Annotated in this window: 17 protein-coding genes and 1 pseudogene; 15 read left to right on the forward strand and 3 right to left on the reverse strand. The window is 36.8% G+C overall.

Annotated elements, in window-relative coordinates:
* The first annotated feature begins 39 nt into the window (after window positions 1–39).
* The 8 genes from ABC346_RS08280 (at window position 40) to ABC346_RS08315 (ending at window position 7,151) form a co-directional block, all read left to right on the forward strand.
* Complete coding sequence (locus ABC346_RS08280; RefSeq protein ID WP_413234407.1) at window positions 40–198, forward strand: hypothetical protein; 159 nt, start codon at window positions 40–42, stop codon at window positions 196–198.
* 20 nt (window positions 199–218) lie between these two features.
* The gene (locus tag ABC346_RS08285; protein WP_413234408.1) at window positions 219–1,268 is read left to right on the forward strand and encodes a galactitol-1-phosphate 5-dehydrogenase; all 1,050 of its coding nucleotides are present in this window, start codon (window positions 219–221) and stop codon (window positions 1,266–1,268) included.
* A gap of 720 nt (window positions 1,269–1,988) precedes the next feature.
* A complete protein-coding gene (locus ABC346_RS08290) occupies window positions 1,989–2,453 on the forward strand; it encodes a hypothetical protein (RefSeq protein WP_413234409.1) in 465 nt (154 codons plus the stop codon).
* Window positions 2,453–3,808, forward strand: coding sequence for a tripartite tricarboxylate transporter permease (locus tag ABC346_RS08295; protein ID WP_413234410.1), 1,356 nt, complete (start codon window positions 2,453–2,455; stop codon window positions 3,806–3,808). Before ABC346_RS08290 ends, ABC346_RS08295 begins: the two co-directional genes overlap by 1 nt.
* Window positions 3,809–3,907: 99 nt before the next feature.
* A complete protein-coding gene (locus ABC346_RS08300) occupies window positions 3,908–4,756 on the forward strand; it encodes a Cof-type HAD-IIB family hydrolase (protein ID WP_413234411.1) in 849 nt (282 codons plus the stop codon).
* Between the two features lie 666 nt (window positions 4,757–5,422).
* Entirely contained in the window at window positions 5,423–5,803 is a 381-nt protein-coding gene (locus ABC346_RS08305) for a hypothetical protein (protein WP_413234412.1), read from the forward strand.
* Between the two features lie 53 nt (window positions 5,804–5,856).
* Window positions 5,857–6,633: a hypothetical protein gene (locus ABC346_RS08310; protein WP_413234413.1), complete on the forward strand. Its 777-nt coding sequence runs from the start codon at window positions 5,857–5,859 to the stop codon at window positions 6,631–6,633.
* 32 nt (window positions 6,634–6,665) lie between these two features.
* Window positions 6,666–7,151 (forward strand): hypothetical protein, encoded by a 486-nt coding sequence (locus ABC346_RS08315; protein ID WP_413234414.1) that lies wholly within the window; start codon window positions 6,666–6,668, stop codon window positions 7,149–7,151.
* 81 nt (window positions 7,152–7,232) lie between these two features.
* On the opposite strand, the gene ABC346_RS08320 is transcribed toward ABC346_RS08315, so the two are convergent.
* Window positions 7,233–7,721 carry a DUF3887 domain-containing protein gene (locus ABC346_RS08320; protein WP_413234415.1) on the reverse strand — a complete coding sequence of 163 codons (489 nt, stop codon included), beginning with the start codon at window positions 7,719–7,721 and terminating at the stop codon, window positions 7,233–7,235.
* Window positions 7,722–7,736: 15 nt separating this feature from the next.
* Window positions 7,737–9,053 (reverse strand): alpha/beta hydrolase, encoded by a 1,317-nt coding sequence (locus ABC346_RS08325; protein WP_413234416.1) that lies wholly within the window; start codon window positions 9,051–9,053, stop codon window positions 7,737–7,739.
* A gap of 139 nt (window positions 9,054–9,192) precedes the next feature.
* Between ABC346_RS08325 and ABC346_RS08330 the strand changes: the two genes are divergently transcribed.
* From ABC346_RS08330 to ABC346_RS08360, 7 genes and pseudogenes are all read left to right on the forward strand, one after another.
* A complete protein-coding gene (locus tag ABC346_RS08330; RefSeq protein ID WP_413234417.1) occupies window positions 9,193–9,600 on the forward strand; it encodes a secondary thiamine-phosphate synthase enzyme YjbQ in 408 nt (135 codons plus the stop codon).
* Window positions 9,601–9,640: 40 nt separating this feature from the next.
* A complete protein-coding gene (locus ABC346_RS08335) occupies window positions 9,641–10,375 on the forward strand; it encodes a tyrosine-protein phosphatase (protein WP_413234418.1) in 735 nt (244 codons plus the stop codon).
* 140 nt (window positions 10,376–10,515) lie between these two features.
* Window positions 10,516–11,130 carry a hypothetical protein gene (locus ABC346_RS08340; RefSeq protein ID WP_413234419.1) on the forward strand — a complete coding sequence of 205 codons (615 nt, stop codon included), beginning with the start codon at window positions 10,516–10,518 and terminating at the stop codon, window positions 11,128–11,130.
* A 188-nt stretch (window positions 11,131–11,318) separates the two neighbouring features.
* Window positions 11,319–11,381, forward strand: a pseudogene (locus tag ABC346_RS08345) (helix-turn-helix domain-containing protein); the annotation flags it as partial.
* 108 nt (window positions 11,382–11,489) lie between these two features.
* The gene (locus ABC346_RS08350; RefSeq protein WP_413234420.1) at window positions 11,490–12,686 is read left to right on the forward strand and encodes an iron-containing alcohol dehydrogenase; all 1,197 of its coding nucleotides are present in this window, start codon (window positions 11,490–11,492) and stop codon (window positions 12,684–12,686) included.
* A gap of 22 nt (window positions 12,687–12,708) precedes the next feature.
* Window positions 12,709–14,052, forward strand: coding sequence for a GntP family permease (locus ABC346_RS08355; protein ID WP_413234421.1), 1,344 nt, complete (start codon window positions 12,709–12,711; stop codon window positions 14,050–14,052).
* Window positions 14,053–14,074: 22 nt separating this feature from the next.
* A complete protein-coding gene (locus ABC346_RS08360) occupies window positions 14,075–15,535 on the forward strand; it encodes a CoA-acylating methylmalonate-semialdehyde dehydrogenase (protein ID WP_413234422.1) in 1,461 nt (486 codons plus the stop codon).
* A gap of 443 nt (window positions 15,536–15,978) precedes the next feature.
* Here ABC346_RS08360 and ABC346_RS08365 read toward each other — a convergent pair whose 3' ends face one another.
* A complete protein-coding gene (locus ABC346_RS08365; RefSeq protein WP_260049239.1) occupies window positions 15,979–18,141 on the reverse strand; it encodes a YhgE/Pip domain-containing protein in 2,163 nt (720 codons plus the stop codon).
* Between the last annotated feature and the right edge of the window lie 171 nt (window positions 18,142–18,312).

Here is an 18,312-nt window from a genome sequence, read left to right on the forward strand (position 1 = left end):
AGCTTGCTTGAACAAAAACTATTGAAATGAGGGATATACATGGTTGATGCATTATTAGACTTTATGCTTGGACCAATGCGAGGGATTAGTCAATTTTATTTTGAATATCAATTACTTTTCAACTCAATCGTTGTTGGGATAGCGGCATATTTTCTAATCAAAAATAAGAAGAAATCTACCAAAGAAGCGAATAACTAGATATAGAGAGGAGCATTCCCTTGGAAGCTTTAAAATTGTATGGCGTGGGGGATTTGCGCTACGAAGATACGCCAAAGCCTATCATTGAAAAAGATAATGATGTGATCATTCAAGTAAAAGCTGTAGGTATATGTGGTTCAGATACTTCTCGATATAAAAAGCTAGGTCCTTATGTGGAAGGAATGATATTCGGGCATGAGTTTTCGGGTGAAGTAGTAGAAGTAGGGAAAAGTGTCACTAATTTTAAATCAGGTGATCGGGTGGTAGCCTGTCCTACTTTTTCTTGCGGGCATTGTCATTATTGTAAGGAAGGAAATCCAACTAGATGTGTGGAACTAACCGTAATTGGGGCAAGACATCCAGGTGCCTATGCAGAATATACGAAACTACCAGAAACACATGTGAAAATCTTGCCTGATTTGATTGATGATAACACGGCTGCTTTGGTCGAACCATCCGCAGTAGTCGCTCATGGGTTTTACCGGACTTCCATAAAACCAGGTAGTTCAGTAGCCATTATGGGAGTCGGGAGCATTGGATTATTAGCAGTTCAATGGGCTAAAATTTTTGGTGCCAGTAAAGTGATTGCGATTGATATTGATGAACATAAATTACAGATTGCTCAAGAACTTGGTGCGGACATTGTAGTTAATCCGATGAAAGAAAATGCTGAAGAAATCGTGAAGCAATCTACCGGTGAACTCGGTGTTGACCTTGCTGTGGAATCAGCCGGATCACCCATCACAAGTGAGCAAGTACTTGCTTTACCAAAAAAAGGAGGAGAAGTCATCTTTCTAGGAATTCCATACGGCGATATTACTCTAAAGCGATATTATTTCGAGAAGATTGTTCGCAATGAATTAAGAATTCTTGGCTCATGGAATGCTCTTTCTGCACCATTTCCAGGAAAAGAATGGGATGCTACTTTACATTATATGAGCACCGGCCAGTTAAATGTAAAACCTATGATTTCTCATCGACTCAGGCTAGAAGATGGGCCAGAAATCTTTCATCAAATAACCAATAGACTCTCCGATTCTGTAAAAGTAATTTTTCATCCCGGTAAATAGAGGATTGGGTTGCTGAGCCTGGGCAATAGTAAAAAGTCGAAGCGTAATAGCTTCGGCTTTTTGTTTTTACAGTGAAAGTTGGAGATATCCGATTACTAAACTTTATGTGCCTGGAATTAATGCGAGACGAAGAACAGGGTAAGGAAACCGGGATTTATGTGCCCGAAATTAAAGCGCGAGGAAGAGCAGGGTAAGATAACCGGGATTTATGTGCCCAGAATTAAGGAGCGAGGAAGAGCAGGGTAAGATAACCGGGAATTTATGTGCCCAGAATTAAGGAGCGAGGAAGAACAGGGTAAGATAACCGGGATTTATGTGCCCAGAATTAAGGAGCGAGGAAGAACAGGGTAAGATAACCGGGATTTATGTGCCCAGAATTAAAGCGCGAGGAAGAACAGGGTAAGGAAACCGGGATTTATGTGCCCAGAATTAAGGAGCGAGGAAGAGCAGGGTAAGATAACCGGGATTTATGTGCCCAGAATTAAGGAGCGAGGAAGAACAGGGTAAGATAACCGGGAATTATGTGCCCGGAATTAAAGAGAGTGGAAGAATCGCGTTACATAAATACCTCTCATTCTTGTCTGCAGGCACAAATTGGAATGTATCGTTTAGTATCTGGTACTAGTATCTAGAATAATTTCTCGTAGTATAGTATAATCTACTTATTTACGAATTACATTCTAACTTTTCATAGTGTTAGATAGAAAGAAGGTAGAAAAAGTGGATCAATCACCATCCAAGCATGATGAATCCTATGTTGAAGTTATTGGGGATACTGTGTACGGAAAACATTTGATGATGACGATTATCATTAGTGTTTGTTTAAGTTTAGCTGGTTTTTTCCTAGGTAGAGAGGTCATTTTCTCGAATATTGCTGCGGAAGAAATGATAGAGTCTTATTCACTATTGTTGGGAATTGTGGGAAGTGTAACTGGATTAATTCTCAATACATTTTTATTTAAACCAAAACGGATGCTAAATGAAACTGCTAGTACGAGTGATGAGTTATCTTCGGTTTATGGAAAAATGCAATTTGATATACATGAAGAACGGGAAGCTATTAAGAATGACCCAGTTATTATACAAGAAATGAAAGAACAAGGATTTTACGATATGTTCATGGAAGATGAGAAGGAAGTTTCTCAAGATACGACATTCTCCCGAAAAAAGGAGGATGATCAATAATGGAAACATTAATGATAGCGATAGGTCTAGCGCTGTTAGGAAGTATTATCTTTACATTAATTGGTTTAATTTCGGGATCGGATGAAACAGCGGTACTTGTTCCAGCGACGTTAATTGTCGTGTTATTGGGAGCTCCTCCTGAAGGTGTATTTGCATTTTTTATGGCTGCTGTGTTGTCCAAGCATTTAACCCATGCCATCCCAACAGCCTTAATGGGAGTTCCTGGAGATACAACTGCAACGCCAATGCTTGAGCATGCAGACTTTATGCGTCGAATTGGTTTACCGCATATTGCACTACGTAAAATGATTTCAGGTGGGATTATCGGTGCATTTATCGCTTTACCAGTTGCACTATTATTTGCAGTATTCTTAAGTCAATTTGGGGAGTTTTTCCAAGAGAATGCCGGGATTATTTTTACATTAGCAGCTGTACTAATTGGATATTTTTCTAAAGGACGATGGGCCAGCATTATTTTAATCGTACCTTTAGCTCTTGTTATTCAAGGTCTGAATCTTGTAAGTACAACGATATTAGAAACCAGTCTGTCCATAAGTTTCTTCCTTGGTATTGCAATTGGGCCAATGTTGACGGATATATTATTAGCATTGTCTCGCAGTGCTCGTCCAATGATTACTCGACATGAGAAAAATGAATATAAACTTGCTCCCGAGAAAAAATCATGGAGTGGTTATTTTCCAAATCCATTTAAAGTATTAACAAAAAAACAAACGTCAGCTGTAGCAGGGACGTCTTTTCTATCGTCGCTAACTTTTGCTTTAAGCCCGGTAGGAATGACTGCATTAATGGGAGAATTAGTTGGATCACGAGTGAAAGGGCAATACAAGAAATCGACAACGAGCCTATCCACGATGAATGGGGTAACCGAATCAACATATATTGCGGAGACAATCATTCCACTCGTGGCGTTTGGTATTCCATTAAGTCCAGTGGCAATTGGTCCTGCACAAGCGTTATTCAATGCACCACCAGTTTTCACTACAGAACCAGTCAATAACTTACACACGATGATGGAACCATTTGAGTTTTTAATATTTGGTTTGATTGGAATTGTTATTGCAGCTATTATTGCCTATCCCTTTTCTATGAATTTTGCGCGTAAAGCAACGGTATTGGTATTGAAACATATTAACCAAGAGGCAATTATTGGTATGTTCATTGGAATAGTTGCACTTCTAGCCTTTTATGAGGGTGGGATTGTCGGAATTACGGTGACATTTGCAATGGCAATGGTTGGTGGTATATTGAATCGATTCCTAGGAGTAGGTGTCGGCGTACAATTTATGGTATTCTATGGTTCGAGTTGGATTGTAGGAACATTACTAGGAATGTAAATATATTGAAAAACGGAGTCCTCTTCAACTATTGAAGTAGACTCCTTTCTTTTTGGAAATACTAACTGTATAAATGAGATCAATAAAGGGTGGGAAGGTATGAAATTAATTGCAATCGATTTAGATGGAACACTATTATCAGACGAAGGAAACATAAATCAAGCAAGTAGTGAAGCAATTCGTAACAGACTAGAGGCAGGTGATATCGTCGCGATTTGTTCTGGTAGATCGCTACATGATACGAAAGAATTAACAAAAAGAGCAGGATTAGACCTACCACTTATTACGGGAAATGGAGCAGTTACTTATGCTGATCATAATGTCATAGAGCATTTATCGATGAAACCAAACCTCGTACATGAACTAATGGAAAAAGCAGATAGAGAAGGACTTTATTATGAGATATATACAAATGAAGGTATTTATCTAGAGAAAGATATAATACATATTTTAGAAAAAGAGATAAACGAGTATCCTAAATTGAGTGAGGCTGATCGTAAAAAAATGAAGGCAATGATTGCAACCCAGAAAGATCAGTTCGGGTTAAAAATGGTTGATAATTATCGTGCAATACAGTATGAAACATTGGATGTATATAAAGTATTTATTTTGTCTTTCCAGAGAGAGTTACTAGACAAATTACACTTAGATCTAGAAAATAGGAAAGATATATCTATCACTGGATCGGGGCGACGAAAACTAGAGATTGCACATGCAGATGCGAGCAAAGGAAATGCATTACAAAGTTTAGCGAAATACTTTCAAGTACCGTTGGAAGATACAGTGGCTATCGGTGATAATTTTAATGATATACCAATGTTTGAAGTAGCTGGTAAAAGTATTGCGATGGGAAATGCAGAACCAGAAGTTAAAGAAATGTCCGATATAACCACTAAAAATTACAACGAGGATGGTGTAGCATACGCGCTTAACTATCTAATAATATAGTGTGATTCAGAACTAGACTGCCAGCAAAAAAATATTATAATAGGTGATTTCTAAAGAGCACTGAATTTGTTCATATGGAACAGAATACTGTACTCCGTGTGAAACTTTAGCTAGTGCTAGTGCTATTCCATTAGAAGTCACCTATTTTTTCTTCTACTATACGATTGGTAGTTAAATATATTATTAAAAAGTTATCAATTGTTTATTGTTCACTAATTTTTACAGTCCAATCAAACTTTCTACCTAATACAAGAGGGACTTTTTTCCTTTTAGAAGTTCAGATTCGACAATATAGTAGAGATAAACAGTTAGTATCATGAAGAAACGTGTTAATTTCGACAAGATACACTATACAAAGTTCACCTCTATTTACTCTATCCAACAAAATTCCTAGGATCATTTTATAAATCCCAGTATTTTACAATAACATCGATAGTCCTAATTAATGGTAGTATTTTCCTTTCAGTGATTGCTGTATTTACTGACTATTAGGTAAAAAGAAGTGCAACCAACGATTAAATTTATATAATTCAAAACTATATAACTATTATAAAAATGGTAGCATTCTAGGATTTATGTTAGGAAGTAATTTGCTAGTATAGGTGATAGGTTAGATAGACAACAAGGGAATACACAAATTATCTCACAAAGAAAGGGGATGTGTTGGTGAAAAAACGTTTAATCATTTTGTTCGTGCTCTTCATCGGCTTATCCTATTCTACTACATTTGCTGAGAAGGGGGATGTTCGATTAGCAGTTTGGGACTACCATAGCATCATATTTCAGGACTTATTTCGTGATATGAACAAAGAAAACAAAGCTGAACATCAGGAGTATTTAACTACGTATTTTAAAGAAAGAAAGCAGCAATCTATCCAACAAATAGATGCCTATCAACAAAGCTATTTGAAACAGTTGGAACAAGAGAAACAAGCATTGTTACAGAAAGATTGGCAAGAAATAGAGAGGCAAGTAAAACGTGATTTAAAAGTAGAAATCAATGCTGAATGGAATACGTTTCTTCAAGAATTTTTATCTGAATATTAAGTTTTTATATATTATCCTATTTATATTATTGAAAGTAGAGAGGGGTCACATAAATGAAAGTAAGAGGATTAAAGAAAAAGTTCATTGCAGGAGTGTTAGCAATAAGTGTTGTGGTTAGTGCGGGTGTTGTATTCGCGAGTACGCCAGCTGGTGAAGGGTTACGTGATTGGTATAATGGATTATTTAATGAAAGTGTAGCGTCTATTGAATCTGAAGTGGAAAGTATGACTACGGATCGTTTTAGTGAATTGGAATCGGAATATGCACAAATAAAATCAGATGCAGCTATTGATATTGATTTATCAAGAGAATTATCTACTGGCCAATCTCTAGAAGAAATCATTTCTGTAAAATTAGACCACATTGAAGGAATAGATGCGGAGAAAGCGGCGATTTTAGAAAACATTGGTTATGAATACTATAATGTGTTTTTAGATGCGTACCTAGAAATTGATCGCCTGGCTAGTGAAGGCGAGGCATTTGCCACGAATGATTTAACCAATTATACATCTGACCTCGGTGATGAAGCGGTAGCGCAATTAACTACGGACTTGACTACAGCAAAAGAAAGTGCGGTGCAAGAACTAGAAGAAGCAATTCGAGCTGCCCAGGAAGAACTTGCAGCCGAAGTAAATAGCCATGAAGAAGCAACATTAGATAATATTTCTAATTGGTTAGGATGGACAATCGACGATTTACGAGCATCTGTAACAACTTTACTTGATGAACTGGTAACTGAACAAGAAGCAATTATTGTAGCAAAAGCAAAAGAACTGGAAGATGATGCAAAGGCTGCTTTAGATGCAGTTGTTGAAGGGATAAACCAATAAGCAAATTTTAAAAGTAATAGGAGACCAATATTATGAACGGCAAGAGACATAAATCGGATTTGAAATGGAAGTCAGTAGCCAGAAAAACAGTGGTTATTTTCTTTCTATTGATTGGCTGTACTATTCATGTAACTTTTGCTAATACGGATATGCAAAAAATGATCAGTAGTTGGTTCGATACCAAGACGGAAGAATCGGTTAAAACGATGGAAGAAGAATTGAATCAAGTGAAACAACAACAGCTAGAGCGACTCCAAACGGAAATTCATTCGCAAATGGACACTGTTGATCGAGAGTTACAAGTATTGATTGATCAACAAATTATGGAGCGATCCTTGGAATTAGAACAATATGCTGATGAAATTATTCAACATATTGAAATTTCGCCAAACAAGACAAATGAAGATTTACAAACCGAGATTGATGCCATCATTTTACAGGCTAAAGAAGATATGGATTCGCTTAGAAAAAATGATTCCACACAAACCGAGAATATAACAGAATCAGAAGAAGATTAAACAAAGCTACACTCAGGAACGCTTTCCTGAGTGTAGCTTAATAATGAAGGGATCGCTTTGTCATTTTAGGAAGACAGAACGTTACTTTGGATAAATATAAAAGCCAATAATTTCATTTGCACTATCCACAGCAACATTAAACTGTGCATTTCCTCCAGCAAATAACCCGTCATAGATGAAGATATCGTTTCCTTGCTCCTGAGTCGCACTTACTAATTTATAACTAACAAAAGAACCGATATCACTTGTGACTGTATTCCATATTTCTGTTAATTGTTCTTCAGTAATTTCTGCTTGCATTAGTTCATTCATATCATTATAAGCTTCTGCAAATTGTTCATTTACCATCTTATCTAGAAAAGCTTCTGCAGCATCTGACTTCTCTTCAGCAATATCAGGTGACTCGTTTTGATTATTGCCTGATTCCTGATTAGATTCATCCTCATTAGGATTCTCTTCTTGTTCGGTATCATTGCCAGCATTGTCATTATCAGCCGAGGTATCCTCATTCTCTCCACAAGCTGCTAGCAATAATAACATCGTAATTAATACAAATAGTGATTTTCTCATTAAAACTGCCCCTTCCTAATTGGCTTGTTCCTGAATCCATCTTCCAATATCTTCAATTACTTGTTCATCTACATGACCAGGAATAGAATACTCTTCTACAGTCCCTTTATTTGAGCCTTCCGAAGTGATAAAGAAATGATTTAGCTCTTTATAGCTTTTAAACGTAGCATTACTTTTTTCTTTCAATAATTCCTGCCACATAGTAAAATCTTGTTCCATCGTTACTTGAAAATCTGCTTCTCCTTGTAAAAGTAACATTGGTTTATTGGAGTTAAGTGCAATTTCACTAACATCATGTTCCTCCATTTCTTTTAAGTAGTAACCATTGATTGTAAATACATCAGTTTCTTTCGCCTCTTCATCCGTCATATCAATTAAAGCTGCACCAACTTTCTTTTCTTCTACCAACATTTGAATCATTTCCATTTTTTCCTCTTCATCATTCACGAGCATATCAAGGAAATATATATTTTGGTCATAAATAATCTCCCATAACGGTCTAGGTGACCCAGCTAGAATAACCATGCCTGCTGTATTCGCTTGTAGATCTATTCGTGGAGCAAGCATACCCCCAAGACTATGTCCTACAACGAATACAGAATCTGTTTGAATGCGATTATCCTCTTTTAGTAGTTGTGCTGCTAGTACAGCATCATCAATGGTTTCTTCATTAACAGTCAAATCATTTCCAAATGTATTCACCTTCTCTGGGTATACAAACGAGCGTTTTGGATATCGAAGTACAGCGATCCCTTGTTCAGCTAAGCCATAGGCAAGATCGCGAAAAGGTGCATATTCGTACACAGTTTCATCTTGATCCGATGGTCCAGAGCCATGAACGAGAATGACGCCAGGTATGACTTCATCATGATCTGTTGGCAAAGCTAATGTACCGTCTAGCTCAAAATCAGTACCTTCACCGATAGTAATGGTTTCTTCTTCTACATTACTTGGCAATGCTGTTTTTGTTTGCGAAGGTTCAATATGAAAACCGACCAGTTCCTCCTCATTGTTCCATGTCATACGTACTTTGATGGAAGAATCTGTTTGCTCGACAATACCTTCGATAACATGAAATGCTTGTTGTTCACTTGATTCAAACTCTACTTCTACGTCTTTATCGACGATCTTTTCTTCCCAAGAAGCCTGAAGCTCTTCTTTAGAAAATGTCTCTTGTAAATCTTGACTAAAGTAGTTATTCCTAACATTTTCAAATTCCCCAGCAATTAAGTCATCGATTATCTTTTCTGATTGTTCTTCCAACGTTTTATCGGAAGAGCAGGCTACTAGTAATAGCATAATAAACAGGACGGTAAGAATACGAGTTCGCATAAATTCCTCCTTTTATTGTAATTGGATAAATATGTATACGGATGAGCCAGCAAAAAAGTTTCTATTTTACTCAATTATTTGTTGTTCTATCAAATATTCGTTATGATATGCATAATAAAAACAACTAGGAGGAATAGGAATGACAAGCAACGTACATTCATTTCAAATACAAACGGATCAAAAGCAGATGTTTTTTCGATTAGATAATTACTTAAATGATATTTTGAAGAAAAGTAATGTCCAAGAGGGAATCATGGTTGTATTCTGTCCCCATACAACTGCTGCAATAACGATAAATGAAAATGCAGATCCAGATGTGAAGAAAGATCTTTCTCTTGGTTTAAATGAAACTTTTCCAAATAAAGATGGGTATGTACATTTTGAAGGAAATTCCGATGGTCATATGAAATCATCTGTTGTTGGAGCGAATGAAACATTAATTATCTCTAATGGAAGATTAATTCTAGGAACATGGCAAAGTGTTTATTTTAGTGAGTTTGATGGACCAAGAAACAGAACAGTGTACGTGAAAATAATTGAAGGCTAAGATAGATATATATAGAAGTTATTGAGAGGGGAATCTTAGTATGAGTGATGCATTACTTTTAAATCCAGCAAGGCATATTGATATTAAAGGTGCAGCGAATATTCGTGATCTTGGCGGCTATCCAACAGAAGACGGTAACTTCACAAGATGGGGCAAATATTTCCGAGGCGATTCGTTACACTCGTTACCTTTAGAAAGCGAAAAATATTTAGCTAGGGAAAAAGGTGTGCGTTCAATTGTTGATTTACGTTTGTCCCTTGAAGGGAAGTATAAGCACATTGATCAATTGTCTTATGACTATATCAATATCCCATTATTAGATCCAGCCACATTCACAACAAAGATACCAAAGTCGTTAGTGGATATGTATTGCATGATGTTAGATTCGAGTCAAAAGCAATTTAAAGAAGTATTTCAACATTTTATTCAAGCAGGTGATAATCCAGTATTATTTCACTGCCGAGTTGGAAAAGACCGAACAGGTGTCTTAGCCGCAATGTTGCTAGACTTAGCAGGTGTATCACATGATTTGATTATAAAAGATTATGCACTTACGAGTAAGTATAAACCAGTAACAGAAGAAGCATTACGAAGTGCGCCTCCTCTTATGACGAAAAAACAATTTCGAAGTATGTTATTATGTGAACCAGAATATATGGAACAATTTTTACGTTATTTATATGATAACTATGGAAGTACGGAAGGCTTCCTCCATAAAATTGGATTTAACGAGAAAGAGATGGAACAATTAAGAGCTTCATTTATAGAAAAATAAGATTGATGTAAAAAAGTTGCCCAGTAAGGTGAGAATGCGGGGCAACTTTTTAAATTCTTATATTCCCCAAATTAATATGGAAATATTATACATTTAGTGATAAAATCCTATATGAGCAAAAAATAGGAGGAAAATATATCATGAAAAAAGTATTGTTTCTAGTGTTATTGAGTTTTTTAATGATTAGTTTAGCAGCCTGCGGGAGTGATTCTACTCAACAGGAAGAAGCCTCAGCAGAAACGGAAAATGAAGAGTCAAAAAAGGAAGATGAATCTGTTGAAGTAGATAAAAATTTATTAAGTGTTGAGGTTAATATCCCTGCCTCTATGATAGAATCATCGGAAGAGACGATTGCAAATGCAGAAGAAGAAGGTCTAGAAGTAACAGAGAATGAAGATGGTAGTCTAACTTATAAGATGTCAAAATCAAAACATAAAGAAATAATGGATGAAATAAAAACACAATTAAATCAAACCACGGAAGAAATTACTTCAAGCGGAGATTATCCTTCCGTTCAAAATGTAACTGCAAATGATGATTTTTCTGAATTTACTATGGTAGTAGACCAAGAAAAATATGAAAATAGTATGGATGGATTTGCAGCAATAACATTAGGATTTTCCGGTATGTTTTATCAATTATATGATGGGGTATCTGAGGATGATTATAATATAATAATTTATGTAGAAAATGAGAATGGAGAGGTATTTAACACTATAAATTATCCTGAAGATATGGAATCAGACATAGAATAATTAACTGCTCTAATATACCTATATATAGTAATAGAAAAGGAAACTGTTTATAAATTGAAGAGATCTAATTAAATGAAACAGAGGAGAAAGCACCCCTTGAGTCGTATATAATATTAACGACTTATAGGAGGTGCTTTTCTCAAGGATGAAAAGAAAAATGTATATTCTATAGAAGTAAAACGTAAAGTCATTTAGGTGTTCATCGAACTACACTCTATCAAAAATTAAAGAAGTTTGGTATTGAGATGTAGTGTTATCACTACAATTCTTTATACTTCTAGCTAATATGAAAGTCATCATTAATTGGCATGATGTTTGCATAGAAATTAATGAATAGAAAAAAAGGGGAGGGAGAGAGAATGCAAGATTATGCAGTCTTTCGTACACCAGAGACAATAAATTATGGTAGAAATGCTTTTGGAAAGATAGGGGTAGAAGCAGCAGTACGAGGTAACAAGGCGGTTATTATTAGTGATAAAATAATGGAAAAGCTGGGGTATGTAAGTGAGTGTAGAGATTTGCTTCGTAAAGAACAAATTGAAAGCGCTGTCTATTTAGGGGTTGAATCAGAACCTACAGATAGATTTGTAGAGGAAGCATTACAATTACTTCAAGATGAACAATGTGATGTTGTCATCTCCCTAGGTGGAGGAAGTTGTATTGATACTGCAAAAGCAATTGCAGTAATTGCAACAAATGGTGGTCATATTGAGGAGTATATGGGTCTTAAAAGGATAGCTACTTCTCCACCTTTACCACACATAGCTATACCAACAACGGCTGGAACTGGTTCAGAGGCAACTGACGCGACGATTATTACAAATACAAGTAACGATGTAAAGATGATGATTAAACAACCAGCTTTTATGCCAAATGTTGCTATTGTAGATCCATTATTATCTGTTTCTTCACCGAAGTCTGTAACTGCTGCAACCGGAGTAGATGCACTTAGTCATGCAATTGAAGCGTATATTTCTCGAAAATCTCAACCGATGACAGATATGTTAGCACTCTCTTCGATGGAGAAAATAGTACGTAGTCTAAAAAAGGCGTATGAAGATGGAGAAAATATCCAAGCTCGAGAAGAGATGTCATTAGGTTCTTTGCAAGCTGGTATGGCATTTACGAATGCTTCTGTTTGTCTTGTTCATGGAATGTCCAGGCCAATTGGTGCTTTATTTCATGTACCACATGGATTTTCTAATGCCATGTTACTTCCAGCTGTACTAGAGTTTAGTAAAGAACATTGTGTGGAGCGACTTGCGGATTTAGGAAGGTTTTTTAACCCTCATTCGGGAGTATCTGATAAGGCTGTAGCAGAGATTGCCGTAGAGTCAGTAAAGCAGCTTTGTCTTGAATTAAATATTCCAAACTTAGAAGGATGGGGGATTAATCATACGGAGTTTCAGCAAGTCATCAGTAAAATGGCAGAGGATGCAATAGCGAGTGGTAGCCCAGACAACAATCCAAGAATACCAACAAAACAAGAAATAGAGAAACTATATCAAACTTGTTATAGCTATCAATTTTCATCGCAAAAGTCGGTAAGTAATTAATCCGCGAACAGGGGGAGAAATGATGGAGTTTCTAAGTATGATTGGATTATTGGTATCACTAATAGTTTTAATTTTCCTTACAATGAAAGGTGGAAATATCATCATTGGAGCGATTATTAGCTCGGTGATTGTAGCACTAACAGGAGGGTTAAGACTTGATACGGCATTAATGGATAATTATATGACTGGTTTCACAGGATATTTTGCTTCGTGGTTTTTTGTTTTCTTATTAGGCGCAATATTTGGTAAAATAATGCAAGAGACGAAATCAGCGGATAGTATCTCCCTTTGGATAAAAAAGATATTTGGAGCAAAGCGCGCAGTATTTGCTGTGGTGGCAGCTGCAGCAATTATGACATATGGTGGAGTAAGTATGTTTGTGGTAGGGTTTTCGGTATATCCAATAGCAGTTTCGCTATTTCGCTCAGCCAATTTACCACATCGCTTTATTCCTGCTGCATTAGTTTTTGGATCTATTTCTTTTACTATGACTTCACCAGGATCACCAGAAATTCAAAATATAATTCCTACTGAATTCTTTGGCACAACTCCAACTGCTGGTGGATGGATTGGTGTGTTTAGTGCATTGTTGATCATGACTTTGGGCGGTTTATGGCTAGGTTCGATGGTGAAAAGAGCTTCTGCCAATGGAGAAACTTTTTCTTTACCAAATGGTAGGGGAGAGGAAACAGCTGCAAGTATGGAAGCTAATGTTGTACAACAGGAACCAGATCCTAAGAAGGGGGACTTGCCCAATATAATTGTATCCATTATTCCACTTGTATTAGTCATTGTTCTATTAAATGTGTTAGGACAGTTTATGAATCCGACAATTGCATTGCTAATCGCATTATTAGTAGGAATTGCTATAGCGTGTATTAGTATGCTTCGATTTCTTACTGAGTTTTGGAACTCTCTTGCCACAGGAGCACAAAATGCATTGGTAGCTTTAGCAAATACTTGTGCAGTCGTAGGATTTGGGAGTGTTGCCGCTCAAGTCTCTGCATTTGATACATTAATTACTGGTTTGGTTAATCTACCCGGACCTCCTTTAGTTGGTTTGGCTATTGGGGTCACCATTATATGTGGAATAACTGGTTCTGCATCAGGTGGGTTAGGAATTGCATTGCCGATCCTTGCACCAATTTATTTAAGTCAAGGTGTGGATCCAGGAGCGATGCATCGTATTTCAGCACTTGCTTCTGGTGGACTGGATTCACTTCCGCATAATGGATATGTTGTAACGACGGTACGAGCAATTTGTGGAGAAACACACGGAAGAGCGTATAAACCAATTTTAATGATAAGTGTAGTCTTACCTACCGCAGTTCTAGCGTTAGCTGTTCTGTTTTACACTATTTTTTAACCTAACATAGGAGGAGATTTATATGACACAAACTACAGTAAAAACAGTGAAAAACTATGTCGGTGGGAAATGGATTGAAGCAAATACAAATACAACAGAAGATGTATTTAATCCAGCAACAGGTGAAGTGATTGCAAAAGTACCAATATCTACAAGTGAAGATATTGATCATGCAGTGCAAGTGGCTGCGAAAACTTTCAAAACATGGAAAGAAGTGCCTGTTCCTAAACGAGCACGAATTTTATTTAAATACCAGCAATTACTCGTTGAACATTGGGATGAATTAGCGAAGTTGATTACGTTGGAAAATGGGAAAAATTACACGGAGGCGTATGGGGAAGTACAACGAGGAATAGAAAATGTAGAATTTGCGACCGGGGCACCATCATTAATGATGGGAGAACAGCTTCCTTCCATTGCAACTGATTTAGAATCAGGTGTATACCGATACCCAATTGGGGTTATTGGTGGTATTACACCGTTTAATTTTCCGATGATGGTACCATGCTGGATGTTTCCGATGGCAATTGTCACAGGAAACACCTTCGTCATGAAACCGTCAGAACGTACACCATTATTAGCTAGTCGTTTAGCAGAACTTCTAGAAGAAGCTGGACTTCCGGATGGGGTATTCAATATTGTGCATGGTGCTCATGATGTTGTAAATGGATTACTTGATCATAAAAAAGTTGCTGCTATTTCCTTTGTTGGTTCTCAGCCAGTAGCTGAATATGTATATAAACGAGGAACAGAGAATCTAAAACGTGTACAGGCACTTGCAGGAGCAAAAAATCACTCTATTGTCCTGAGTGATGCCAACCTTGAAAATGCGACTACTCAAATATTGAATGCAGCATTCGGTTCTGCAGGAGAACGATGTATGGCAGCTTCAGTAGTAGCAGTTGAAGAAGAGGTTGCTGATGAGTTCGTTGCTTCATTAACGCAGAAAGCGAATGAAATAAAAATTGGAAATGGGTTAGATGAAGGGGTATTCCTTGGACCGGTAATCCGTGATAAACATAGGGAACGTACGTTACAATATATTCATTCTGGTGAGGAAGAAGGTGCAAATCTTGTTCGGGATGGTCGTACAGATGAAGCAGCTAAGCAAGAAGGTTATTTTGTCGGACCAACCATATTTGATCATGTAACTTCAGAAATGAAAATTTGGCAAGATGAAATTTTCGCTCCAGTGTTGTCAATTGCCCGTGTGAATAATTTAGAGGAAGGTGTAGATTTAGCAAACGAATCTAGATTTGCAAATGGGGCATGTATCTTTACAAGAGATGGGGGAAGCGTGCGTAGATTTAGAGAGACTATCGATGCTGGCATGCTTGGTGTAAATATTGGTGTTCCTGCACCAATGGCATTCTTCCCATTCTCTGGTTGGAAAGATTCATTCTATGGGGATTTACATGCAAACGGAAAAGATGGATTACAATTTTATACACGTAAAAAAGTACTTACTACCAAATGGGTGTAGGTATACAAAGTAAAAAATTTAGAAGTATTAAGTGTTAGGAATAGAATATGAGTTAATTCCTACTTAAGAGTTTCTTGGCTGTTAGGATAGTGATTTTCTTTTCCAAATTAGTTAAGGCTGTGGATATAAAAACAACTCATAAATTTAGCAGCATTCTATCAATAAAGAGAGGAGGTTGGGACAAAAGTAATTGGTTTTGAAAAGCCGCTTCAGAAATATACTGCGCTTATCTTAAGGCGGCTGGCGAGCCTCCGGATGCTTATGCATCGGGGGATGCTCGTCTAGGCCTCTTTCCCATAGGACAAGGAAGACCTCGAAAGCATTGCATCGCATGGAGAAAATTAGATTTTTGATTTTCAAGGAGTCTCCGTATATTGCTTACGCTTATTCTAGTATCTTCTATCTTTTGACTAAAACTTTTTGTTATGTCCCAACCTGTTCTATTAATGGAATAAACCTGATTCTCGTGATTTTTTTGCTAGTTTTCTCGTATGTTTGTTAATGGGTTGCTTAAAGAATGCTCCTAAAGCAAAGAAAACAGAACCAAATAAGGCTAACACAAGCATATCTTTGATTGCTTTACTCCAGATAATTCCGCCGACAGCTTCACGTAATAAGTCGATTGCATACGTAAATGGCAAGAATGGATTGATTGTCTGGAAGAACTCGGGTAATAGCATCGCAGGGTATGTTCCTCCAGAACCGGCAATCTGTAATACAAGAAAAACAATTACCATTGCTTTTCCAACATCTCCAAATACAGAGACAAGCGTGTAAATAATCGTAATGAAAATGAAACTAATGAATAGCCCAAACAAAATAAACCATCCTGGATGTGCCATCTCTACTCCAAGAATAAAAATATCTCCAAATGTAATAATGATGGTTTGAATAATCCCAATGAGTAAGAAAGTCATCAACTTTCCAAAATACTCTTGACGTAACGTAAACTCCGAAACATGGTGAACTTCGGTGGACAACAGTGAAATTAATAATAGACCGCCAACCCAAATAGCGAGAACAGTATAGAATGGAGTCATACCCGCACCATAATTCGCAATTGGGAATACTTGAGTCTCATCCAATGTTACCGGTTCTTGGAAAAAGCTTTGCTCTGCCTCAGGATCATTCTGGAGTAAATCAATAATTTCCTGTAAATCGGCTTCATCTTGTATTTCACGGACGCGATCCGCTAATTCATTTACTTTCGTATTTACATAAGGGAATTCACCGAGTACGGTATTAATCGTATCCGTTCCTTCTTGTAGATTCCCATCCGTAGAAGCAAGAATAGATTCGACTTCTGGGATGGTTGATTGAATATCAACCAGTATTCCTCTTGCTTCTTGTAACGTCCCTTGAGCCTCATCAACTGTTTGACGTACCGTTGGTTCAATTGTATCCGTATATTCAACAACAAAGGCATCTACTTGTTCATTAACCGTTTGCGAACGTTCTTTTAAATCATTGAGTAAAGTGGATACTTCGTCTTCTGTATTCTGCAACACGGTGTTAATTTCATTGGCATCTGTTTGAACATTCTCTAATGATTCTCTTAATGATACAATCTGATCAAGTGAATCTTGAATTTGTTCGTATTCTGGTTGTTCAGGATCAAGCTGTTCTTGTACTTGATTTAGAGCATCTTCTATCGTTGTAAGACGCTCTAATCCATCATTAATTTGTGTGTCGACTTGTTCCACGATTGCATTACCACTGCCAAAATCGATATTAGAATCTTGAACATCTTGTAAGAAATCATTTGTTGATTGTGTTACTTGCTGTATCGTCTCTAAATCTTCTTGGATTTGCGGAGCCATTTCGTTTAAACGACTCTCTGCATTATCAAGAAATGCTATCGTATTATCAATTGTATTTAGTCCATCATTTGTTGTTTCTTCTGCACGAGGAATTAATCCTTGTGCCTCATTAATTAAATCAGCAGCATTCTCTGCATCTGTTAATGTACTTGTTAATAGTTCTTCAATTTCAGGTAAACTTTCTTCAACATTAAATAAGTACTCTTCAAATCGTTCAATGTCAGGTAGATCATTTTCTAGTTGCACACCAATTTGATTAAATAAATCAAAAATAACGCCATTCACCGTCGATACAAACTGACTGCTTACATTATCAACAATCGTGCTTGCGCCACGGTTGGTCATTTGTGGGGTAATTGCGTTTACCTTTTCATTTACGTAGTATTCTACATTTGCTTTTTCTGGATTTCCGGTAGTAACCGTTCCTAGCTTTTCGGAAAAATCTTCTGGGATAATTATCACTGCGTAATAGTCCCCGTTTTCAATATGTTCCATCGCACCTTCGCGGTTATCAAATTGCCAATTCATGGAGTTATCCTCTTTTAAGGTAGATATAAGCTCGTCTCCAACATGTATGTCTTCTCCACGCACTTCTGCGCCGACATCTTCATTTACAATACCAACCGGTACTTCATCGACTTGACTGTAAGGGTCCCAAGCAGCTTTAATATTTAGCCAAGCGTATAAGGACGGTAAAATCAATAAACCGCCTAGAATAATAAGTGCAACCCAATTCGTACCTGTTTTACGAACATCCGTCGAAAAAATATTCCATATGTTCTTCATTTTATGACTTCCTATCAAGTTAATTTGTTCATACGATTATCACTATAACAAACTTTATTATACGAAATCTAGTAAGTACTCGGAAATATTTTTTGATAGCCTTTTCATTTTAACTTGTGAACGATAGTTCGATATATAACAAAAAAAAGCCCTTTTTATTTAACAAGGGCT

The organism is Oceanobacillus phoenicis, from assembly GCF_047238145.1.
GTDB lineage: Bacteria > Bacillota > Bacilli > Bacillales > Amphibacillaceae > Oceanobacillus.